This window comes from Acinetobacter sp. AOR12_HL (genome assembly GCF_027855275.1).
Classification (GTDB): Bacteria; Pseudomonadota; Gammaproteobacteria; order Pseudomonadales; family Moraxellaceae; genus Acinetobacter; species Acinetobacter baumannii.
The window spans coordinates 346087-365962 of sequence record NZ_JAKTIJ010000020.1 but is presented as its reverse complement, the minus strand read 5'-3'; the positions used below and the strand labels follow the sequence as shown (position 1 = coordinate 365962).

The 19876-nt window shown below is 39.5% G+C and carries 23 protein-coding genes; 8 read left to right on the top strand and 15 right to left on the bottom strand.

What is annotated here, in order from left to right; translation table 11 throughout:
* The first annotated feature begins 29 nt into the window (after nucleotides 1–29).
* Nucleotides 30–347, top strand: coding sequence for an NIF3 1 (locus tag MKL36_RS10205; protein WP_000916029.1), 318 nt, complete (start codon nucleotides 30–32; stop codon nucleotides 345–347).
* Here MKL36_RS10205 and MKL36_RS10200 read toward each other — a convergent pair.
* On the bottom strand, nucleotides 344–1144 hold the full coding sequence (locus MKL36_RS10200; protein ID WP_021511070.1) for an enoyl-CoA hydratase-related protein: 801 nt from the start codon (nucleotides 1142–1144) through the stop codon (nucleotides 344–346). The two genes, MKL36_RS10205 and MKL36_RS10200, sit on opposite strands and share 4 nt — an antisense overlap.
* 109 nt (nucleotides 1145–1253) lie before the next feature.
* Between MKL36_RS10200 and MKL36_RS10195 the strand changes: the two genes are divergently transcribed.
* Entirely contained in the window at nucleotides 1254–1844 is a 591-nt protein-coding gene (locus tag MKL36_RS10195) for a nicotinate-nicotinamide nucleotide adenylyltransferase (RefSeq protein WP_171251847.1), read from the top strand.
* A 70-nt stretch (nucleotides 1845–1914) separates the two neighbouring features.
* On the opposite strand, the gene MKL36_RS10190 is transcribed toward MKL36_RS10195, so the two are convergent.
* The 7 genes from MKL36_RS10190 to dapD form a co-directional block, all read right to left on the bottom strand.
* On the bottom strand, nucleotides 1915–2484 hold the full coding sequence (locus MKL36_RS10190; protein ID WP_021511068.1) for a CAP domain-containing protein: 570 nt from the start codon (nucleotides 2482–2484) through the stop codon (nucleotides 1915–1917).
* Between the two features lie 121 nt (nucleotides 2485–2605).
* Nucleotides 2606–3067 (bottom strand): peroxiredoxin, encoded by a 462-nt coding sequence (locus MKL36_RS10185; protein WP_001293529.1) that lies wholly within the window; start codon nucleotides 3065–3067, stop codon nucleotides 2606–2608.
* A 17-nt stretch (nucleotides 3068–3084) separates the two neighbouring features.
* Nucleotides 3085–3771 carry a diphthine--ammonia ligase gene (locus MKL36_RS10180; protein WP_021511067.1) on the bottom strand — a complete coding sequence of 229 codons (687 nt, stop codon included), beginning with the start codon at nucleotides 3769–3771 and terminating at the stop codon, nucleotides 3085–3087.
* 90 nt (nucleotides 3772–3861) lie between these two features.
* Nucleotides 3862–4278, bottom strand: coding sequence for a hypothetical protein (locus MKL36_RS10175; protein WP_000771345.1), 417 nt, complete (start codon nucleotides 4276–4278; stop codon nucleotides 3862–3864).
* 13 nt (nucleotides 4279–4291) lie between these two features.
* Nucleotides 4292–4963 (bottom strand): 7-cyano-7-deazaguanine synthase QueC, encoded by a 672-nt coding sequence (queC, locus tag MKL36_RS10170; RefSeq protein WP_001247780.1) that lies wholly within the window; start codon nucleotides 4961–4963, stop codon nucleotides 4292–4294.
* Between the two features lie 40 nt (nucleotides 4964–5003).
* Nucleotides 5004–5714: a 7-carboxy-7-deazaguanine synthase QueE gene (gene queE / locus MKL36_RS10165; protein WP_021511066.1), complete on the bottom strand. Its 711-nt coding sequence runs from the start codon at nucleotides 5712–5714 to the stop codon at nucleotides 5004–5006.
* 78 nt (nucleotides 5715–5792) lie between these two features.
* The gene (gene dapD, locus MKL36_RS10160; protein WP_021511065.1) at nucleotides 5793–6614 is read right to left on the bottom strand and encodes a 2,3,4,5-tetrahydropyridine-2,6-dicarboxylate N-succinyltransferase; all 822 of its coding nucleotides are present in this window, start codon (nucleotides 6612–6614) and stop codon (nucleotides 5793–5795) included.
* Nucleotides 6615–6909: 295 nt separating this feature from the next.
* Between dapD and carO the strand changes: the two genes are divergently transcribed.
* Nucleotides 6910–7659 carry an ornithine uptake porin CarO type 1 gene (carO, locus tag MKL36_RS10155; protein ID WP_014207379.1) on the top strand — a complete coding sequence of 250 codons (750 nt, stop codon included), beginning with the start codon at nucleotides 6910–6912 and terminating at the stop codon, nucleotides 7657–7659.
* Between the two features lie 89 nt (nucleotides 7660–7748).
* Here carO and MKL36_RS10150 read toward each other — a convergent pair whose 3' ends face one another.
* The 6 genes from MKL36_RS10150 to MKL36_RS10125 all read right to left on the bottom strand — a co-directional run bounded on the left by MKL36_RS10150 (nucleotide 7749) and on the right by MKL36_RS10125 (nucleotide 13258).
* Nucleotides 7749–8672, bottom strand: a complete 924-nt coding sequence (locus MKL36_RS10150) for a CysB family HTH-type transcriptional regulator (protein WP_001011052.1) — start codon at nucleotides 8670–8672, stop codon at nucleotides 7749–7751.
* Between the two features lie 71 nt (nucleotides 8673–8743).
* Nucleotides 8744–9805 (bottom strand): sulfate/molybdate ABC transporter ATP-binding protein, encoded by a 1062-nt coding sequence (locus MKL36_RS10145; RefSeq protein WP_000027499.1) that lies wholly within the window; start codon nucleotides 9803–9805, stop codon nucleotides 8744–8746.
* Nucleotides 9806–9816: 11 nt separating this feature from the next.
* On the bottom strand, nucleotides 9817–10701 hold the full coding sequence (cysW, locus tag MKL36_RS10140) for a sulfate ABC transporter permease subunit CysW (RefSeq protein ID WP_001048807.1): 885 nt from the start codon (nucleotides 10699–10701) through the stop codon (nucleotides 9817–9819).
* Nucleotides 10698–11531, bottom strand: a complete 834-nt coding sequence (cysT, locus tag MKL36_RS10135; RefSeq protein ID WP_000083115.1) for a sulfate ABC transporter permease subunit CysT — start codon at nucleotides 11529–11531, stop codon at nucleotides 10698–10700. Before cysT ends, cysW begins: the two co-directional genes overlap by 4 nt.
* Before the next feature lie 80 nt (nucleotides 11532–11611).
* Nucleotides 11612–12220 (bottom strand): RBBP9/YdeN family alpha/beta hydrolase, encoded by a 609-nt coding sequence (locus MKL36_RS10130; protein WP_021511064.1) that lies wholly within the window; start codon nucleotides 12218–12220, stop codon nucleotides 11612–11614.
* A gap of 30 nt (nucleotides 12221–12250) precedes the next feature.
* Nucleotides 12251–13258, bottom strand: coding sequence for a sulfate ABC transporter substrate-binding protein (locus MKL36_RS10125; RefSeq protein WP_001212600.1), 1008 nt, complete (start codon nucleotides 13256–13258; stop codon nucleotides 12251–12253).
* Nucleotides 13259–13521: 263 nt separating this feature from the next.
* Between MKL36_RS10125 and pabC the strand changes: the two genes are divergently transcribed.
* The 4 genes from pabC (at nucleotide 13522) to MKL36_RS10105 (ending at nucleotide 16569) form a co-directional block, all read left to right on the top strand.
* Nucleotides 13522–14334, top strand: coding sequence for an aminodeoxychorismate lyase (gene pabC, locus MKL36_RS10120; RefSeq protein ID WP_000263427.1), 813 nt, complete (start codon nucleotides 13522–13524; stop codon nucleotides 14332–14334).
* 1 nt (nucleotide 14335) lies between these two features.
* Nucleotides 14336–15406 carry an endolytic transglycosylase MltG gene (mltG, locus tag MKL36_RS10115; RefSeq protein ID WP_021511063.1) on the top strand — a complete coding sequence of 357 codons (1071 nt, stop codon included), beginning with the start codon at nucleotides 14336–14338 and terminating at the stop codon, nucleotides 15404–15406.
* 9 nt (nucleotides 15407–15415) lie between these two features.
* Nucleotides 15416–16015, top strand: coding sequence for a dTMP kinase (gene tmk, locus MKL36_RS10110; protein ID WP_000470763.1), 600 nt, complete (start codon nucleotides 15416–15418; stop codon nucleotides 16013–16015).
* Nucleotides 16016–16152: 137 nt separating this feature from the next.
* Nucleotides 16153–16569, top strand: a complete 417-nt coding sequence (locus tag MKL36_RS10105) for a PaaI family thioesterase (protein WP_000842539.1) — start codon at nucleotides 16153–16155, stop codon at nucleotides 16567–16569.
* A gap of 54 nt (nucleotides 16570–16623) precedes the next feature.
* Here MKL36_RS10105 and nadB read toward each other — a convergent pair whose 3' ends face one another.
* Nucleotides 16624–18267, bottom strand: a complete 1644-nt coding sequence (gene nadB / locus MKL36_RS10100; RefSeq protein ID WP_000367534.1) for an L-aspartate oxidase — start codon at nucleotides 18265–18267, stop codon at nucleotides 16624–16626.
* 230 nt (nucleotides 18268–18497) lie between these two features.
* Between nadB and MKL36_RS10095 the strand changes: the two genes are divergently transcribed.
* The gene (locus tag MKL36_RS10095; protein ID WP_000842417.1) at nucleotides 18498–19874 is read left to right on the top strand and encodes a Do family serine endopeptidase; all 1377 of its coding nucleotides are present in this window, start codon (nucleotides 18498–18500) and stop codon (nucleotides 19872–19874) included.
* The last annotated feature ends 2 nt before the right edge of the window (nucleotides 19875–19876 follow it).

The window sequence follows — 19876 nt, the reverse complement described above, 5'->3', positions numbered from 1 at the left end:
CAAATTACTAGTTTTGAGTCATTCTATTCATGTTAAAGCTGATTTATTACGTACCAGAGTCACATCTTGAGTCGACTAAACAGTCTATATTTGCGGCCGGAGCAGGTGGGATAGGGAACTATGAACAATGTGCTTGGCAAGTTAAAGGAATAGGGCAATTCAAGCCAGTTAAAGGAGCTGACCCTTATATAGGAGAGCTAGGTGAACTTGAGCAAGTTGACGAATGGCGTGTTGAAACGATTGTGCTTGAAGAAAAGGCAAGTGCAGTGGCAAAAGCATTAAAGGCAAGCCATCCTTACGAAGAGCCTGCCTTTGAGTTTATTCAAATCATAGAAGTTGATTTTTAATTAAACTGTGAAAAGTCCGGTTTACGTTTTTGCATAAATGCCTGCACAGCTTCTAGCATTTCTGGTGATTGAACGCGTTGCATAAAGATTTCTGCTTCATGGTCAATACATTCAATAATCTGATCTAAATCATGTTTCATTAATGCTTTGGTTTGTTTTAATGAAGCAAGCGGTAAAGCTGTTAAGTGTTGGGCAGTTGCCTGAGCAGTGGCATAAGCATCTTCAACGATTTCATTAACTAAACCAGCTTGTACAGCAGTTTCTGCATTGTACTTTTTGGCAGTAAACAGAAGTTCAGCTGCTTTGTGATAACCAGCTTGTTTAACCAATAATTGACTTGCACCACCTTCAGGAGAAAGCCCAAGGCTAACAAAAGGAATTTGAAAGAGGGCCGTATTGTCGGCAAAAACGAGGTCTGCCTGTAATAAAATCGTAACACCAATACCAATTGCCACGCCTTTTACTGCAATAATAAGCGGCTTCGATAATCTGGCAGCAGATTTAAGGAGTACAAATGGAGGAACTTGACCTGCTGGACCAGCATTCGGATTTTGTACAAAACCCATAAAATCTTTCATGTCATTACCAGCGGTAAAGTCATGTTCGGCACCACGTAGAACGACTGCTCGTACATCTTTATTTTGGTCGGCTTCATCAAGTGCTTTGGCAATCCATAAGTAAAGTTCGCCATATAATGCATTTTTTGCTTCTGGGCGATTTATGGCTAAGGTGAGTACGCCACCTTCTAAATTTGCTTGTAAATGTTGATGAGGTTGTTGAATACAGCTAAGTGTCATCGTACTATCCTTGCTTTAAACCACGTTGTTGATTTTTAGGTTCTCATTATGGCGCATATTTTTTGTAATGAGCGTAACTGGTGAGTTCATAAAAAGTGAAAAACTAATTATGTATACATTTGACTATCTCGTTTTTATAGGTCGTTTTCAGCCATTTCATTTGGCACATATGCAAACGATTGAAATTGCACTGCAACAAAGTCGCTATGTGATTTTGGCTTTAGGTTCTGCCCAAATGGAACGTAATATAAAAAATCCGTTTCTTGCAATTGAACGAGAACAAATGATTTTATCTAATTTTTCATTAGATGAGCAAAAGCGCATTCGTTTTGTACATGTGATTGATGTTTATAATGATGAGAAGTGGGTAAAACAGGTTAAATCATTAGTAAATGGTGTAATAGAACCGAACTCAAAAGTTGGTTTGATTGGCCACTTCAAAGATGAGTCATCTTATTATTTACGACTATTTCCAGAATGGGTGATGGTCGAACTTGATAGCTTGAAAGATTCGATTTCTGCCACTCCAATGCGTGAAGCCTACTATCAGGGCAAAATTAAAACGGATGCATTTCCCAAAGGCACCATTCAATTTTTGGAAGAATTCCAAAATACACCGTTATATTTACAGCTACAGCAAAAGTTTTTACAGGCAGACCATTCAAATATTGAGGAAACCGTGTCGTCTCATAAAGAATGAGTCGATCTAACTAAAGAATCTCTGGTTTTTAAAAGTAGATTGAATTTTTTGATGCTTTTTTGAGTCTACTTTAAAAACCTGCAAATTGTTGTGTCCAATAGCTTCTTTGTTTAGCAGACTGGTCAGAAGCACATGCAATGGCATATTCGGTATATCTAGGGTTCATGATATTACTGCAATGCAGAGGACTGGTGATCCATTTAGCCATGACCTCATTTAAAGTTTTTTGTCCACTCGCGACATTCTCACCATTGGCTTTACTCAGCATATGATATTTTTTTAATCTCGCTCTTAAATCTAAACCTGTTGAGCCAACATGCCCAAGAAAGTTGTTATTTGCCATATCTTTAGAGTGAGCATTTGCACCTTGATATAAATTATTATTCCAGCTTAAAGGTTTAGCTGCAGAAAAATACTGCTGACCACATTGACGAGGATGTTGTCGAATTTGATTAATTGCATTAAGCACAGCTTGTCGGTAAGCAGGATTTTGTAAATCTTGGCAGCTTATTTCTATCGATGATTTTTGAACTTGTGGTGTAGAAGAGCTCAGTGTAGGAGGAGTGCTTGATGAATTAACGGAGCAGGCAGCAATAACAAGGCTACAAGGCAATAAAGTACAAACTTTTAGTAGATTCATAGCAATGCCTGAGTTCGAGTTATTTTAATATTTTTATCATACGCCAAATTAAAATGGCTGAGCAATTTATGTGCGTGTAAAAAAGCGAGTATTCAACTCGCTTTTTTGTTACTCAAGCTTATTAAGCTGTTTGTAATGCTTTTAAATCTTCTAAAACCTGTTCAGCATGGCCGGCTGCTTTCACCTTACGGTAACTTTTAACTAAGGTTTTATTATGGAAAATAAAAGTAGAGCGTTCGATCCCCATTACTTTTTTCCCATACATATTCTTTTCTTTAATCACATCAAAGTGTTTGCAAAGTACTTCTTCTTTGTCACTAATTAAATCGATTGTTAGTGCCTGTTTTTCTGTAAAGTTTTGATGGGCTTTTACCGAGTCGCGTGATACTCCAAAAATGCGAGCACCTAAAGCATCAAATTGATCTTTTAAACAAGAAAAGCCGACAGCTTGTGTTGTACAGCCTGGCGTTGAGTCTTTAGGGTAGAAGTAAATAATCAGCCATTCATTATCGACTTCAGCCAAATTAACTTCGCCGTGTGTGGTTGGGAAAACCTGATTTGGCAGTTGAATATTCTCAGACATTTCTTATCCTTTAAAAGTTAAATTTGATCTAATTCAAGTGGTAAAAAAGCATATTCTTCATGATAAACAATATCGAGCTTTCTTACAGGAATAGCTTTGTTAAAAATTGGACCATCAATCACAGTGGTATGAAATTCACCACCTTCTCCACATGGATCAATTCCACGGTTTTCAAGTTCCTGTATATATTCTAACGATAACACTTGACCTAAATCTTCCACCTTCATTCCGAGTTTAAGGTTTACAGTCACAACTACACTCTGAAATCCAAGTTGAATAAATTCTTCAACAACTTCACGATGGGGCCTTAGCCAGAGCGGCATTCCTAATTTAAGGCCCACTGTTTGAGTAACACGATCATGCCAACAACCATGTTCCGGCATATCTAAATCACCTGTAACCAGTACCTCAGCACCTTTTTGTTTGGCTTCATTTAATAAGTTGATGAATTTATTTTCATAGTCATTCCAGCTAGATGAGGCCATAAATACAGGTAAGCCAATTGCTTGTGCTTGCGCCCGAATAATATCAAGTGGCATTGCATGTGAACGGGAGCGTTGTCCTTGCTCTTCTAGCATAACGATTAAACCCATTACGTTACCAGTTTGCATGGCATGATAAAGTGCAAGAGAGCTATCTTTACCTCCACTAAAGGAAACAATTGACGGTCTGTTATGTGCGTTAGTTTTCCATTGGTCTTGCATGGCTTATTTCAAATGGCGAGATCGGTGTCATTTTAACAGAGCTATAAAAAAGCCTGCATAAATGCAGGCTTAATTTGGAGCAACAAAAGCTTATTTTTTAGGAGCTTGTTGTTGAGCTGCTTTCATTGCTTCTTCAGTTAATTTCTCAAGCTTAGTTGTTAACTGAGGACCGAAACATGCTTTAAGGTCACGGTTTTGCTGTTGTACAAAAGCTAAAGAGCTTGGGCTTTTCTTCGCATTGATTGCGCTTTGAATTTCCCATTTTTGTGCTTCAGTCACTTTACCTTGCGCTTCAACTTGGCAGCTACAGAATTTACTTACTTCAGCTGAACTTAATTTACCGCCTTTTGCAGTTTGGTCTTTACAAACGTTGATTAATGCACCTTTAACGTTAGTGCTTTTATATGCTGCTTGAACTGGGTTTTCAGCTGCTTGAGCTGAACCAGCCATAAGTGCAGCTGCTGAGAATAAAGATGAAAGAATAAGATTTGATTTTAACAACTTCATAAATTTTACCTACTTATTGCGGTATATAGCGTGTTGGATCGGTAACACCAGCATCGATAAAGCCTTCTTTACGCAAACGGCAACTGTCACATTTACCACACGCACGTCCTTGAGCATCTGCTTGGTAGCAAGATACCGTTTGACTATAGTCTACGCCATGTTCAATCCCTAAACGTATAATATTCGCTTTGGATAAATGTAACAGGGGTGTTTCAAATTTAAGAGGTTTTCCTTCTACGCCAGCTTTAGTTGCTAAACGAGCCATATTGGCAAAAGCATCAATAAATTCTGGGCGACAGTCAGGATATCCTGAATAATCAACGGCATTGATGCCAATAACAATCGCTTCAGCATTGAAAACTTCTGCTGCTGCTAAGGCATAAGAGAGGAAAATTGTGTTACGTGCTGGTACATAAGTTACAGGAATACCTTCTTGTAATTGTTCTGGTACAGCAATGTTATGATCTGTAAGTGCAGACCCGCCTAAATTGGCTAAATCGATATTAATTACACGGTGTTCGACACCTGCACGCTGAGCTAATGCTTTTGCGGCATCAAGTTCAGTGGTTGAGCGTTGACCATACATAAAACTAATAGCAATACATTCATAGCGCGCTTGTGCCCAAGCTAGGCAAGTGGTTGAGTCTAAGCCGCCTGAAAGTAAAACAATGGCACGAGGGCGCATATTTTTCTCCATATTCGGAATGATTTATTTTATTGAACGATTAGCGACCTGATTCATCGTTCCAGAGCAGTTTATGTAACTGTAGCTGGAAACGTACAGGCAGTTTGTCGTCCAGTATCCACTGTGCCAGATCACGTGCTAAACGTGGCAGGCCAACAGCACCTTTTTCAACTGCAAAAGCAGGGGAGAACCAGACAGTACTGACTTTGGTTTGCAGTTGATATTGTTCAACTTGTTGTTTTGACCATTCATAGTCTTCACGATTACAAATCACAAATTTGATTTGGTCACGCGGTGTTAAATGGTCAAGATTACTGATGAGATTACGGTGTTCTTCACCAGAAGTTGGAGTCTTTAAGTCGAGGACTTTTGAAACACGCGGATCCACTCTTGATACATCAAGAACGCCACTGGTTTCTAGGGAAACGTCAAAACCGGCGTCACATAAACGTTGTAATAAAATTAAGCAATTGGGTTGTGCTAGGGGTTCACCGCCTGTTACACAAATATAAGGCGTTTGATATTTTTCAGCCGTTTCAATAATGTGCTCAAGTGATAAGCGTTCGCCACCTTCAAAAGAATAGGTGGTGTCGCAATAACTACAACGTAAAGGGCAACCTGTGAGACGAATAAATACAGTCGGTAGGCCAGAGGCATTTGCTTCACCCTGCAAGGAGTAAAAAATCTCGGTAATGCGTAGACCGGACGCAGGGTCAGAGACAGGAATTGCAGAGGAACGTAAGGAAGCCATTCTAGAAATACCACACTATATAAAAAATAAAATCTCTACGATCAGTGTTGATCGTAGAGATGTTTGATCAAACTGAAATTAGTCAGCGCGTAACAAATCGTTCAAACTTGTTTTTGCACGTGTTTGTGCATCAACTTTTTTCACGATAATTGCAGCGTATAAGCTGTATTTACCATCAGCTGACGGTAAGTTACCTGGTACAACAACTGAGCCAGCAGGAACACGGCCGTAATGGATTTCACCAGTCTCACGATCATAAATACGTGTAGATTGACCGATATAAACACCCATAGAAATAACAGAGCCTTCTTCGACAATAACACCTTCAACGATTTCAGAACGTGCGCCGATAAAACAGTTGTCTTCAATAATGGTTGGGTTAGCTTGTAATGGTTCTAAAACACCACCGATACCAACACCACCTGATAAGTGAACGTTTTTACCGATTTGAGCACATGAACCTACAGTTGCCCATGTATCAACCATTGTGCCTTCATCTACGTAAGCACCAATGTTGACATAAGATGGCATTAACACCACATTTTTAGCTTGGAAACTACCACGACGAGCAACAGCAGGAGGAACAACACGAACACCCGCAGCTTTAAATTGCTCTTCAGTCCAACCAGAGAATTTAGTTTCAACTTTGTCGTAGAAACGAAGATCACATGACTCGATTGGTTTATTGTCATTAAGTTTAAATGATAATAAAACAGCTTTTTTTAACCATTGATGAACAACCCATTCACCATTGATTTTTTCTGCAACTCGAAGTGTACCGTTATCTAAACCAGCAATTGCTTCTTCAACAGCTTGGCGAATTTCGCTTGGGCAATCTGTTGCAGTGAAATTTGCGCGGTCTTCAAATGCTTGCTCAATGATCGTAGAAAGCTGAGACATGATCTTCCTTCCATAAAAAATTTTAAAGATTTTACACTAATTTGTGACAAGAATCTTTCAAAAAACGTGTTACGTTTAATTGATGATATAAATGAGGTAAATCGAAATAAGCTTATTAGATAATCAAGTGTTTTTTACACAAAAATGATTTGAAAATAAAAATTTAACTCAATTTGTATCAAAAAATAACAGAAATCTAGCATTTTTTGTATAAAAAAGAATCTAAGCTGTCATTATTATGATTTCAGTCACAAGATGAATAAATTAAAAACAAAGCCTTTTTGAGGAGAAAACTATGAAAGCATTACGTGTGTTAGTCACAACAACAGCTTTATTCGCTGCTGGTGCCGCAATGGCAGATGAAGCTGTTGTTCATGACAGCTATGCATTTGACCAAAAACAATTACTTCCTGTAGGGGTGCGTGCTGAGGTAGGTACAACTGGTTACGGTGGTGCTTTATTATGGCAAGCCAACCCATATGTAGGTTTGGCTCTGGGTTATAACGGCGGTGACATTTCGTGGACAGATGACGTCTCTGTAAATGGTACTAAATATGACCTAGATATGGATAACAATAATATTTATCTAAATGCTGAAATACGTCCTTGGGGCGCTAGTTCTAATCCATGGGCTCAAGGCTTATATGTAGCTGCGGGTGCTGCTTATTTAGATAATGATTATGACTTAGCTAAACGTATTGGTAATGGCGAAACATTATCAATTGATGGTAAAAACTATCAACAAGCAGTTGCTGGCCAAGAAGGTGGTGTAAGAGGTAAGATGAATTATGAAAATAATATCGCCCCTTATGTAGGTTTTGGTTTTGCACCGAAATTTAATAAAAATTGGGGTGTATTTGGTGAAGTAGGTGCTTACTATACAGGTAATCCAAAAGTTCAGTTAACTCAATATAATCTTGCTCCTGTGAATGGTAACCCAACGTCTGCTCAAGATGCAGTAGATAAGGAAGAAAATGAAATTCGTAATGACGATAAATACAAATGGTTACCAGTTGGTAAGGTTGGTGTGAACTTCTACTGGTAAGATCACAAAAGAAAAACGAGCTACGGCTCGTTTTTTTGTACTTAATAAAAAAATAAAAGAGCTAAAAAGCTCTTTTATTTTTTTAATTTTTACTCATCTGGATAGGCAATTTTTTTCAATGCTTTAATGTCAGCATCAGGTGAGCATAAAGAAATAAACTCATAACCATAACCACGTAATAAATGGCCTTTGCGAACAGCAATCCATGTGGTGTTGACACCAAAGATATCAGTTTTAATTTGTTTTAAACGATAATCACGTTCTGCATCGTAAGCGACATCATTGACAATTCCGACGCCCATGCCGAGTTCAACGTAAGTTTTGATAACATCGGCATCAAGCGCAGACATTACAATATCGGCATCAATTTGTGCATCTTCAAATGCTTTATCGATCTTTGAACGACCTGTAAAACCGCCGTGATAAGTAATTAGTGGGTATTCAGATAAAGCATCAAGATCAATTTTATCGAGCTGTGTAAGTGGGTGATCTTGAGGAGTGATAATGCTGTGCTGCCATTGATAGTATGGAATACTTGCTAAATTTTCTTCAGTTGTTAAAGACTCTGTCGCGATACCAATATCAGCTTCACCTTGTAAAAGCATTTCTGCAATTTCGACAGGACTTGCTTGTTGCAAAATCAAATGAACTTTTGGAAATAGTTTCTTAAATTGATTGACGATTGGTGGTAATACATAACGTGCTTGAGTATGAGTTGTTGCAATCGTTAAAGTACCTTCGTCCACTTTATTAAAGTCATCGGCAAGACGTTTAATATTTTCAGCATCTACAAGCATGCGTTCTACAATGCTAAGGAGTGATTGGCCGGGTTCAGTTAAACCAAGCAGACGTTTACCTTTACGGACGAAAAGTTGTACGCCTAATTCATCTTCTAAATCTTTAATATGCTTACTTACACCTGATTGAGAGGTGTATAACGCGGCAGATGCTTCCGTTAAATTAAAGTTTTGGCGTACTGTTTCTCGGATAATTCTTAATTGTTGAAAGTTCATTTACACTTTTCCTCAAAAGAGGTGAGGAACGGCTTTAAATACCACGAGATGGCTCCTCACCAAATAATTCCTTAAGCAACTTGATCTGCAAATAGGTGAAGTTGAGATGCACTTACCCAAACAGTTTGATTTGGTTTAAATGCATGTTGTTTTGCAGCTTCACTGCTCAGAGCAATCTCAATTAAACGTCCATTACGATCTTGTAATTCCGCCACTACTTTTCCAGCAATCCAGACTTCACGTACAAAAGTTGCTTCAATTGTATTTGCCTGTGGTTGCGCATGAATATGTAACTCATCCGGACGGGCAAAAGCAATTACTTTTCCTTGCGGTGCCTGAACTGTGGTCGGTAATTCGATACGATCATTGCCAATACGGATAATACCGCTTGCATGTTCACCTTCAAAACGATTTGCTTGACCCAAGAAATCAAATACAAATGGTGTTGCAGGTTTTTCGTAAACTTCACGTGGAGAACCGATTTGTTCGACGTTACCTTTATTCATCACAATAATTTGGTCTGCTACTTCAAGTGCTTCTTCTTGGTCATGGGTTACGAAAATTGAAGTGATATGCAGCTCATCATGCAAGTTACGTAACCAGCGGCGTAATTCTTTACGAACCTTAGCATCTAGTGCACCAAATGGTTCATCAAGCAATAACACACGAGGTTCTACGGCAAGTGCACGAGCTAAGGCAATACGTTGGCGTTGACCACCAGAAAGCTGGGCTGGGTAACGGTCTGCTAAAAAGCCCAATTGAACCAAATCGAGTAGACGAGTCACACGTTTTTTAATTTCGGCTTCCGATGGGCGTGTGGCACGAGGACGGACACGTAAACCAAAGGCAATATTGTCAAATACGGTCATGTGACGGAATAAAGCATAGTGCTGAAAAACAAAACCGACCTGACGCTCACGGACATGTACATTGGTTGCATCTTCGCCTTCTAGTAAGACTTGACCACCATCTGCTGACTCTAAACCCGCAATAATACGAAGTAGCGTCGTTTTACCGCAGCCAGATGGGCCGAGTAAGGCAACCAGTTCACCCTCTGGGAAATCGAGTGAAATATTTTTAAGCGCATGGAATGCACCAAAGTGTTTTTCAATATTTTTAACTTGAATACTCATGATTTCATTCCTTACGAATCAGTTGAATGCGGTTCTGGTTTGTCTTGATGTAGTTCTAACCAGGTTTTTAAAATCAGTGTTAATAGTGCCAAGAAAGCAAGTAGTGAGGACACCGCAAAAGCTGCACTAAAGGTGTACTCGTTATATAAAATTTCGACATGAAGAGGTAGGGTATTGGTCTCACCACGGATGTGGCCAGAAACTACTGATACTGCCCCAAACTCACCCATTGCACGGGCATTACACAAAATCACGCCGTAAATCAGACCCCATTTAATGTTAGGGAGTGTGACTTTCCAAAAGGTTTGCCAACCTGATGCACCGAGTACAATCGCTGCTTCCTCTTCTTCAGTTCCTTGCGCTTCCATAAGTGGAATTAACTCACGCGCCACAAATGGAACTGTAATAAAGATGGTCGCTAAAACAATGGCAGGTACGGCATATAGAATCTTGATGTCATGTTCCATGAGCCAACCGCCTAACCAGCCTTGAGCACCGAAAATCAGTACAATCATTAAACCTGCAATAACAGGTGAAACCGAAAAAGGCATATCAATAATGGTGGTTAAAATTGCTTTACCTTTAAACTGAAATTTGGAAACAGCCCATGCAGCGGCAACACCAAATATCACATTAATCGGAACGGCAATTGCTGCGGTCAATAGTGTTAATTTCACTGCTGATAACGTATCTGGATCAATTAAAGCTTGAACATAGACTTCAAGGCCTTGTTTAAATGCTTCAACAAAAACCAGAATAAGTGGCAGCATGAGGCAGCTAAGGAAAAAAATCAGTGCAATTGTAATGAGCGTATAACGTACCCAAGTTGGTTCACGTGTCGCGTCACGAGATTGCAATTTCAAGGCAAGTGCATTGCTGTCGGTATGTAGGTTCATGTGACATTTCTCCCTGTACGACGGTTTGCCCATGCTTGAAGTAAGTTAATGACAAATAAAATAATGAAAGAGAGAACCAACATCACTGCTGCAATAGTCGTTGCACCTGCATAGTCATATTCTTCGAGGCGAGAAATGATCATAAGCGGAGCAATTTCAGTTTTAAACGGCTGGTTACCTGCAATGAAAATTACAGAACCATATTCACCTACACCGCGAGCAAATGCTAAAGCAAAGCCTGTAAATAGGGCAGGGAGTAATATTGGTAAAATAATTTTGGTAATGGTCTGCCAACGATTTGCACCGAGTGCGGAAGCTGCCTCTTCAAGTTCAGTTTCAATATCGCTTAATACCGGTTGAACGGTTCGAACAATAAAAGGAATGCCGATAAACACTAAAGCTAGCGTAATCCCGATGGGGGTATATGCAACCTGAATACCAAGTGGTTCTAAATATTGACCGATCCAGCCTGTAGGCGCATAGAGTGAGGTCAACGCAATGCCTGCAACCGCTGTTGGAAGTGCAAAAGGTAAGTCCACTAAGGCATCAACCAGACGCTTTCCGGGAAAGTTATAACGGACAAGGCACCAAGCTAAAAGTAGCCCGAAAACAACATTAATAAATGCCGCTATTAAGGCTGAACTAAAGCTGAGTTGAAGCGATTTTAAAATACGCTCAGAGGTTAAAATTTCCCATAGTCCGTCCCATCCGATTCCAAATGATTTTATAAAGACTGCGGCTAATGGAATAAGCACAATAAAAGAAACGTAAGCGAGGGTGAAGCCCAATGATAGACCAAACCCAGGCAGCACTCGGGATCGCTGCGACATGATATTTCCTCAAAGAGAAAAGCCTGCTGAAACCAGTAAGCGAATAAATAAAGATAAACGGCGCGGTATAAAGCTAGGTATTAAGCAAATTTCAAAGAGAAATGTGTCTTTACCGGATCAATAGATGAGTGGCTACACATCGAGTCTTCAGGAAGTAGATGATTCAGTAAGTCAGGAAACGGACCGAAACCTGAAGCAACATTAATATGACCAACTTGTCCAAGGTTAATCGGGGTTAATTGCCAAGATTTCGCAAGCTGTAAAGCATCAAAAAAGTCTAACCATGGATCATTTTCACTAATGAGTAGCATTGCAGGCACATTAATTTTTAGCTGATGAAAATAATCTTTGTAGTCAGTCAAACTATGACGGGCAAATCCCGCTTCACCAAAACGTGCCGGATTTGCAGGAGCAACCAAAATCAGTTTTTTAACTTGAAGTTGTAACTCTGGATGCTCTGCTAAGGCAGCAACACTAGTTAGGCAGCCGAAACTATGCGCAACAATTTGGACTGGTGTTTGTACTGCTTGAACTGTGTTAACGAATTGCTCAATCCATTCGCTTAATACGGGTCTATCCCAGTTTTTTTGCTCAACGCGAGAACTAGACACGAGTTGACGCTGCAACCAAGATTGCCAATGTTGATGTTCACTTCCACCTACACCCGGAACAATTACAGTGTGTGTCATGTCTGTTCTCCTTATCGTTAGAACAAAGAATTACTTCTCTGCACTATTGATTTTCACGATTTGATCGAAAACACCACCATTATCAAAGTGTTGCTTTTGTACTTTTGTCCAACCGCCAAACTCTTTATCAATGGTGACAAGTTTCAATGGCTTAAATACATTGCTATATTTTTTGAGTACAGCTGCATTGCGAGGACGGTAGAAATTACGTGCTGCAATTTCTTGACCAGCAGGTGAGTACAAATAGTTGAGGTAACCTTTTGCAATAGTTAAGTTGCCTTTTTTCGCTGCATTTTTTTCAACAATTGCAACTGGCGGCTCAGCCAAAATAGATAAAGATGGCGTCACAATCTCAAACTTGCCAGGTTGTTCACGGATAGCTAAATGTGCCTCATTTTCCCAAGCCAGTAATACGTCACCAATTCCGCGTTCAGCAAATGTAGTGGTTGCACCACGGGCACCTGAATCTAAAACTTTGGTGTGTTTATAAATTTGGCGAACAAACTCTTGTGCTTTTGCATCGTTACCACCTGCTTGATGTTTTGCCCAAGCCCAAGCGGCAAGATAGTTCCAACGTGCACCACCAGAAGTTTTTGGGTTTGGCGTAATAATTTCCACGCCTGGCTTGATTAAGTCACCCCAATCTTTAATTTGTTTAGGGTTACCCTTACGAACTAAAAACACGATAGTTGATGTGTACGGAGTAGAGTTTTGCGGTAACTTTTTCTGCCAGTCTGTTGGAAGCAATTTTGCTTTTTCAGCAATTTCATCAATATCAGCAGCTAGTGCTAATGTCACAACGTCAGCATTTAAGCCATCAATCACTGCACGAGCCTGTTTACCAGAACCACCGTGTGACTGTTTAAACTCAATATCTTGACCGGTACGCTGTTTCCAGTAAGTACCGAACTGTTTGTTGAAATCTGTATATAACTCGCGAGTTGGATCGTAAGAAACGTTTAAGAATTCTTGAGCTGCAAACGATGAAACAGAAAGTAATGCAGCAATAACCCCGACTTTTAACTGAGAAAAACGCATGAGATAACCCCTCAAAAAATACGAAATGTTCAAAACATGAACGCAGAATAGCGCTAGTCTTTATTCTAAAAAAATAATAAAAAACGAATTTAATATGAAAAATATAGAAATAATAAAAATGGATAAGTTATTCTTAAATCTTGATATATAACAAGTTTCAAAAGTTTCTCTTAAATCGGTATAATTTTTTAAAATCAGTCATTTATTAATTAAATGAAAGGTGTTGTATTGTTGGGTGGTTTTAAATAAAGGACGGATTAAACATGTGGTGTTTTAAAAATGGACAACCTGTAGAGACCATTCCTTTATTGGACCGGGCATTTCATTATGGGGATGGCTGCTTTACCACAATTCGTGTTTTTCAAAATAAGATTGAGCTTAAAGCACGGCACTGGGAACGTCTAAAACTTGCTTGCCAAAAATTATCTTTGGTTGCAGATTTTGAGTTAATCGAACAAAGTTTGCAGCATCTACAAAATCAGAATCTCGTGCTCAACGGGACTTTAAAAATTGTGATTAGCCGTGGTGAAGGTGATCGTGGCTATAGTTTGCCAAAGCATGCGGCAGATATTTATATCTGGTTTTATCCAAAAGCATTGGAGCAGTTCCAGCCAGATTTTATACAGTGTGGTGTTTTAAATCAGGCTTTAGGTTTAACCATGCCGAGTTTAGTTGGGCTTAAATCCTTAAACCGTCTTGAGCAGGTATTGCTAAAAAAAGAAGCAGATCAACAAGGCTGGGTTGAAGCTTTAGTAACTGATGTACAAGGTTATATTGTTGAAGGGGTAAGCAGTAATTGTTTTATTCGTTTAAATGATAGATGGATTACTCCGGAACTTCGCTATAATGGCGTCCACGGTGTGATGCGTGCAGAAATTTTGGCGCGTATGCAGCACTACGGAATTGCCTGTGAAGTCAGAATAATTGAGCTAGATGAAGTACCACAAATACAGAGTCTATTCTTTTGTAATGCTTTACATCCAATGCGAGTAGTTACTCAAATCAGTGAACAAATTCTAGAGTCACAGGCGTGCCTAAATTTATTTCATACTCTTAACTTGAATCAGATTCATTAATATGCCGAAGCCACCTGTGAATGCGAAAGCAAAAAATGCTAAAAAAAAGGGCAAGAAAACAGCATCTAATTTTCTAAAAAAGTTAGTGCTGATTGGCTGTTTTATCGTTTTAATTTCTATTTTTGCTATTTTATGGTCAAGTTTATTTAAAGCTTATCCTATTGAAGGGAAAAAGCAGATGCTATCGATCACATCAGGTGAGACCTATTCTGGTTTTATTGATCGCTTAGCCAAAGAAAATAAAATCCATTTCCCAATTGTACTTAAGCTTTATCAAAAGTTTATGATTCATGACAGTATGAAAGCTGGTGTATATGAGATAGAGCAGGGAATGAGCGTAAGACAAGTATTAGAAATGTTATCTGATGCTGATAATGCCCAGATGAACCGTGTTCTAGTGATTGAAGGAACAACTTTTAAGCAGCTGATTACAGCACTAAAAAACGATAAAAATGTAAAAAATACGATATTGGATTTATCAGATGACCAGCTTATGAAGGCTTTAGGTATCCCTTATCATCATCCTGAAGGTCTGTTTGCACCCAACACTTATTTCTTTGCTAAAGGTGAGACCGATAAGAAAATCCTGACTGATTTATACCATCGTCAAATGAAAGCCTTAGATGCGGCTTGGGCAAAGCGAGCACCGAATTTACCTTATAAAGATAAGTATGAAGCTTTAATCATGGCTTCTATTGTTGAAAAAGAAACGAGCCTCGATAGCGAACTTACACAAGTTTCAGGGGTTTTCGTGCGCCGTTTAAAACTCGGTATGCGTTTACAGACTGATCCAACCGTAATTTATGGTATGGGTGCAAACTATAAAGGTAACATTACTCGCGAAGACTTACGTACACCAACACCATATAATACCTATACAATTAATGGGTTACCGCCAACTCCAATTGCGCTGCCAAGCCAAAAAGCCATTGAGGCTGCGTTACATCCAGATGATTCAAATAACATCTATTTTGTAGCGACTGGTAATGGTGGACATAAATTTACGGCAGACTTGCAAGCACATAACCAAGCAGTGCAAGAGTATTTATCCGTGTTGAGATCGAAGAAATAAGGAAAAGAGATGTTTATTAGCTTTGAAGGCACGGAAGGGGTAGGAAAAACTACACTCATTCGAAAAATTCATCAGCATTTTGAAGAACAAGGTAAACAAGTTGTTTTAACTCGAGAGCCGGGTGGAACACCGCTCGCAGAACAAATCCGTTCGATGCTTTTGGCAGTGAATCATGATGAAAATATGAGTCATGATACTGAGTTGCTCTTAATTTATGCGGCACGAGCTCAACACTTACAACAAGTTATTTTGCCAGCATTAGAGTCTAATAAAATTGTATTAAGTGATCGTTTTACCGATGCGAGTTTTGCTTATCAATGTTCCGGTCGTGGTTTAAGCCAAGACAAATTACAGCTTTTAAACCAGAACTTCGTTTCACGCATGCCAGAAGTGACTTTCTGGTTAGATGCACCAATTGAACTTGGTATGAACCGTGCACGTGAACGCGGAGCTTTAGACCGTTTTGAACAGGAAAAGTTAAGCTTCTTTACTAAGGTTCGTGAAGGATATGAAACCTTATGGAAAGCTGAGCCTGAGCGTATTAAACGTTTAGATGCTACCCAAAGTCCTGATCAGGTATTCGAGCAAGCTTTGCAATATTTAGCATAGGCCATGGGATTAGCCACTCTCATATTTTTTTGGGAGTGGTGAAAAATGACAAGAAATCTGGTTTTAAACGTCATAGAAAATATTGGGCAGTATCGTATGCTATTTTAATTACCGTTTAAAATTGAAGAATAACAAGGATGAAAAGCTCAAAAGAAGAAATTGTGGCATTTCTTGAAAAGGAATTCCCACAAAGTTTGGAACATTGCACGATTGAATCAGTCACTTCTAAAGCTGCGGTTGTTTATTATCACGTTGACCAAAGACATCAACGTCCGGGTGGTACTATATCTGGCCCGACTATGATGACTTTGGCAGACTTTGCTTTATATATTGCAATACTCGGTGAAATTGGAATTATTGGTTTAGCTGTAACCACCAATTTTAATATTAATTTCCTGAGAAAACCCGCAGGTGATCAAGACTTACGCAGTGAATGTAAGCTCATGAAAGTAGGAAAGAGCTTAGTCGTAGGTGAGGTCTGGATTTATTCAGTAGGGCAAGAGGAAGCCGTGGCACATGTGACCGCGACTTACTCAATTCCTCCTAGACCATAAATCTTCAGTAATAAAAAAGCACGGCATGAACCGTGCTTTTTTATAAAAAACTATTTATACACTGGTATTCACCAAAGGTTGCTCTACTGCAAAGTTTGGAGGCGTCAGAACCGTTTTACGAATCTCACTCGAAGTTTCCGGATAATCAAGTGTGTAATGTAAGCCACGTGATTCTTTACGGTGCATGGCACAGCGAACAATCATTTCGGAAACAAGTACAAGATTACGCAGTTCAATCAGGTTTTTGCTGACACGATAATCTTGATAATATTCAGTAATTTCGCGCTTTAGCATTTCAATACGGTGTAAAGCACGTTCTAAACGTTTTGTGGTTCTTACAATACCAACGTAGTTCCACATAGTCGAACGTAACTCATCCCAGTTTTGTAAAATCACGACATCTTCATCTGGATTGGTTACTTGGGAATCGTCCCAAGTTGGTACTTCCGGTAATTTGAAGTTTTTATCAAACTTACTTTCGATATCTTTTGCTGCACTCATGCCATAAACGAAGCATTCAAGTAATGAGTTACTCGCCATACGGTTTGCACCATGTAAACCCGTATAAGAGGTTTCACCAATTGCATATAGACCTTCAATATCAGTCTGGCTATTTGAGTCAACCACAACACCACCACAGGTATAGTGTGCAGCCGGCACCACCGGAATCATGTCTTTAGTGATGTCGATACCTAGCTCAAGCAATCGTGCATAAAGTGTAGGGAAGTGCTCTTTAATAAAATCCGGTGATTTGTGTGTAATGTCTAACCACACATGGCGAATACCGAGACGCTTGATTTCATGGTCAATGGTACGTGCCACAATATCGCGAGGAGCCAACTCTGCACGATCGTCAAAACGTAGCATAAAACGTTCGCCGTCTGGTAAACGTAAGTAAGCACCTTCACCACGCATGGCTTCAGTAATTAAGAAAGAACGTGCTTGCGGGTGGTAAAGGCAGGTTGGATGGAACTGGTTAAATTCCATATTGGCAACACGGCAACCTGCACGGTATGCCATCGCAATACCGTCACCAGTAGCAATATCCGGATTAGACGTATAAAGGTAAGCTTTCATTGCGCCACCGCAAGCAAGTGCGGTAAATGGGGCAAGGAAGGTATGAACTTTTTCAGTACTTTCATCTAGTGCATACAAACCCATAGCGCGATTCGCTTGATCTGTATGACCCAATTTATGCGACGTGATTAAATCAATCGCAATATAGTTTTCAAAAATAGTGATATTTTTACGTTCTTTGGCGCGTTCAACTAAAGTGGTTGAAATAGCTTTGCCAGTTGCATCAGCAGAATGAATAATACGGCGCTGCGAATGGCCACCCTCACGAGTCAAATGAAGCTGTTCATCTTCATCTAAGGTAAACTGAACGCCTTGCTTTAAAAGGAAATCAACAGAAGGACGGCCGCCTTCTACAGTATGCTGGACTGCATCCATTTCACATAAATGAGCACCTGCAATCATAGTGTCATTAATGTGTTGTTGAATAGAGTCAGTTTCATCAAGTACTGCAGCAACACCACCTTGTGCATAGAAGGTACTTGCTTCAGTTAAAGCAGCTTTAGCTAAAACTGCAATATTAAAATGACTTGGTAACGATAAAGCCAGACTTAAACCAGCACCGCCACTGCCCACAATAATCACGTCAAAGTGGTGAATTGTCTGTTGATTAGGCATGTCCATTCGCATCAATTTAAAACGTCCGCTAATGACACCCCTTTTTACCTAAAAAGGCAAGAGCTTAAGCGCTCTAAGTCACAGAAAAATTGCAATTAGCTTAAAAAATTGCAATGTGTAAAATAAACGTGATGAGGATGCCTTACAAATAAACATATTGTTACGCACAATTCCAAAGCATTGTGATACAAAAGTTTTATTCTTATTCTCGTAGACCAATTGTGGGTGAGCACCGAATGAAATCTCGCTATTTACAACAAGGAATGTATGCAGCGGTATTTACAGTTGCTGCTGTTCAAGCAAATGCTGCTGTTGATTTTTCAAACCTCGTTGAACAAGTTAGTCCGGCTGTGGTGAGTGTAAACGTTGTAAAAAAAATGACTCAGGATGAACTGCTACAACAGCAAGTACCTGAAATTTTAAAACGTTTCTTTGGTAATCAGGTCATCATTCCACAGCAACAAGGTCCTCAAGAGAAAACCGCATATGGTAGTGCGTTCTTTATTAGTAAAGATGGTTATTTACTTACGAACCACCATGTAATTGAAAATGCTTCCCGCATCAGTATTACTTTAAATGACCGTCGTGAAATTGATGCAACAGTGGTCGGTAGTGATGAGCGGACAGACGTTGCATTATTAAAGGTAAACGGAACTAACTATCCTGCTTTACGCGTAGGAAATGTTGACCGTTTACGTGTAGGAGAGCCGGTTTTAGCAATTGGTTCACCATTTGGTTTTGATTATTCAGCTTCGGCAGGTATTGTTAGCGCTAAATCACGTAACATGAGCGGTGAAACCTCTGTACCATTTATTCAAACCGATGTGGCGTTGAACCCTGGTAACTCAGGCGGTCCATTGTTTAACCAGAATGGTGAAGTTGTCGGGGTGAACTCACGTATCTTTAGTGGTACGGGTGGCTATATGGGCTTATCTTTCTCTATTCCAATTGATGTTGCGATGGATGTAGCTGAACAGCTTAAAACGAAAGGGAAAGTGACTCGTTCATACTTGGGTGTTATGATGCAAGATATTGACCGTAACCTTGCAGATGCCTATAAATTACCTAAACCGGAAGGTGCTCTGATTACTCAGGTTTCTCCAAATTCACCTGCTCAAAAAGCAGGGCTTAGGGCTGGCGATGTTATTCTAAAATTAAATGGTGCTTCTGTACTGCGTACTAGTGATTTGCTTTATGCATTAAATAAAGTACAACCAAACCAAACTGTTCAGTTTGAAGTTTTACGCGATGATAAAACCCGAAATATCTCGGCAACACTAGCAACTGCACCGGATGAAACACCTGCTACCGGTAATCAAACCTCTGCTTCTAAAGGCCCAGTATTGGGAATGAGTATTCGTGATCTCGCTGTGCCAGAGAAAAATGCTTTAGGTATAAAAGGTGGTATTTATGTACAAGATGTCCGCCGTGGTGGATTAGCATCATTGTCAAATATCATTCCTGGGGATGTGATTATTCAGGTTAATAATACTCAAATTCTAAATAGTCAGGATTTTGCAAAAGTTGTTTCGAATTTGCCGAAAAATACAGTTGCGCGAGTTGGGATTATTCGTCAAGGACAACGAGCAATGCTTGGTTTACGTATTCAGTAAAA

Coding starts and splice junctions, on each gene's coding strand:
- queC (WP_001247780.1), bottom strand. CDS start 4,963: ATGCGCCCTCGTGCCATTGTTTTACTTTCAGGCGGCTTAGACTCAACC.
- MKL36_RS10145 (WP_000027499.1), bottom strand. CDS start 9,805: ATGAGTATTCAAGTTAAAAATATTGAAAAACACTTTGGTGCATTCCAT.
- mltG (WP_021511063.1), top strand. CDS start 14,336: ATGCCGAAGCCACCTGTGAATGCGAAAGCAAAAAATGCTAAAAAAAAG.
- MKL36_RS10130 (WP_021511064.1), bottom strand. CDS start 12,220: ATGACACACACTGTAATTGTTCCGGGTGTAGGTGGAAGTGAACATCAA.
- MKL36_RS10190 (WP_021511068.1), bottom strand. CDS start 2,484: ATGAATCTACTAAAAGTTTGTACTTTATTGCCTTGTAGCCTTGTTATT.
- MKL36_RS10200 (WP_021511070.1), bottom strand. CDS start 1,144: ATGACACTTAGCTGTATTCAACAACCTCATCAACATTTACAAGCAAAT.
- MKL36_RS10180 (WP_021511067.1), bottom strand. CDS start 3,771: ATGCAAGACCAATGGAAAACTAACGCACATAACAGACCGTCAATTGTT.
- MKL36_RS10125 (WP_001212600.1), bottom strand. CDS start 13,258: ATGCGTTTTTCTCAGTTAAAAGTCGGGGTTATTGCTGCATTACTTTCT.
- carO (WP_014207379.1), top strand. CDS start 6,910: ATGAAAGCATTACGTGTGTTAGTCACAACAACAGCTTTATTCGCTGCT.
- nadB (WP_000367534.1), bottom strand. CDS start 18,267: ATGGACATGCCTAATCAACAGACAATTCACCACTTTGACGTGATTATT.
- dapD (WP_021511065.1), bottom strand. CDS start 6,614: ATGTCTCAGCTTTCTACGATCATTGAGCAAGCATTTGAAGACCGCGCA.
- tmk (WP_000470763.1), top strand. CDS start 15,416: ATGTTTATTAGCTTTGAAGGCACGGAAGGGGTAGGAAAAACTACACTC.
- MKL36_RS10185 (WP_001293529.1), bottom strand. CDS start 3,067: ATGTCTGAGAATATTCAACTGCCAAATCAGGTTTTCCCAACCACACAC.
- queE (WP_021511066.1), bottom strand. CDS start 5,714: ATGGCTTCCTTACGTTCCTCTGCAATTCCTGTCTCTGACCCTGCGTCC.
- MKL36_RS10150 (WP_001011052.1), bottom strand. CDS start 8,672: ATGAACTTTCAACAATTAAGAATTATCCGAGAAACAGTACGCCAAAAC.
- cysW (WP_001048807.1), bottom strand. CDS start 10,701: ATGAACCTACATACCGACAGCAATGCACTTGCCTTGAAATTGCAATCT.
- pabC (WP_000263427.1), top strand. CDS start 13,522: ATGTGGTGTTTTAAAAATGGACAACCTGTAGAGACCATTCCTTTATTG.
- MKL36_RS10095 (WP_000842417.1), top strand. CDS start 18,498: ATGAAATCTCGCTATTTACAACAAGGAATGTATGCAGCGGTATTTACA.
- MKL36_RS10195 (WP_171251847.1), top strand. CDS start 1,254: ATGTATACATTTGACTATCTCGTTTTTATAGGTCGTTTTCAGCCATTT.
- cysT (WP_000083115.1), bottom strand. CDS start 11,531: ATGTCGCAGCGATCCCGAGTGCTGCCTGGGTTTGGTCTATCATTGGGC.
- MKL36_RS10175 (WP_000771345.1), bottom strand. CDS start 4,278: ATGAAGTTGTTAAAATCAAATCTTATTCTTTCATCTTTATTCTCAGCA.
- MKL36_RS10105 (WP_000842539.1), top strand. CDS start 16,153: ATGAAAAGCTCAAAAGAAGAAATTGTGGCATTTCTTGAAAAGGAATTC.
- MKL36_RS10205 (WP_000916029.1), top strand. CDS start 30: ATGTTAAAGCTGATTTATTACGTACCAGAGTCACATCTTGAGTCGACT.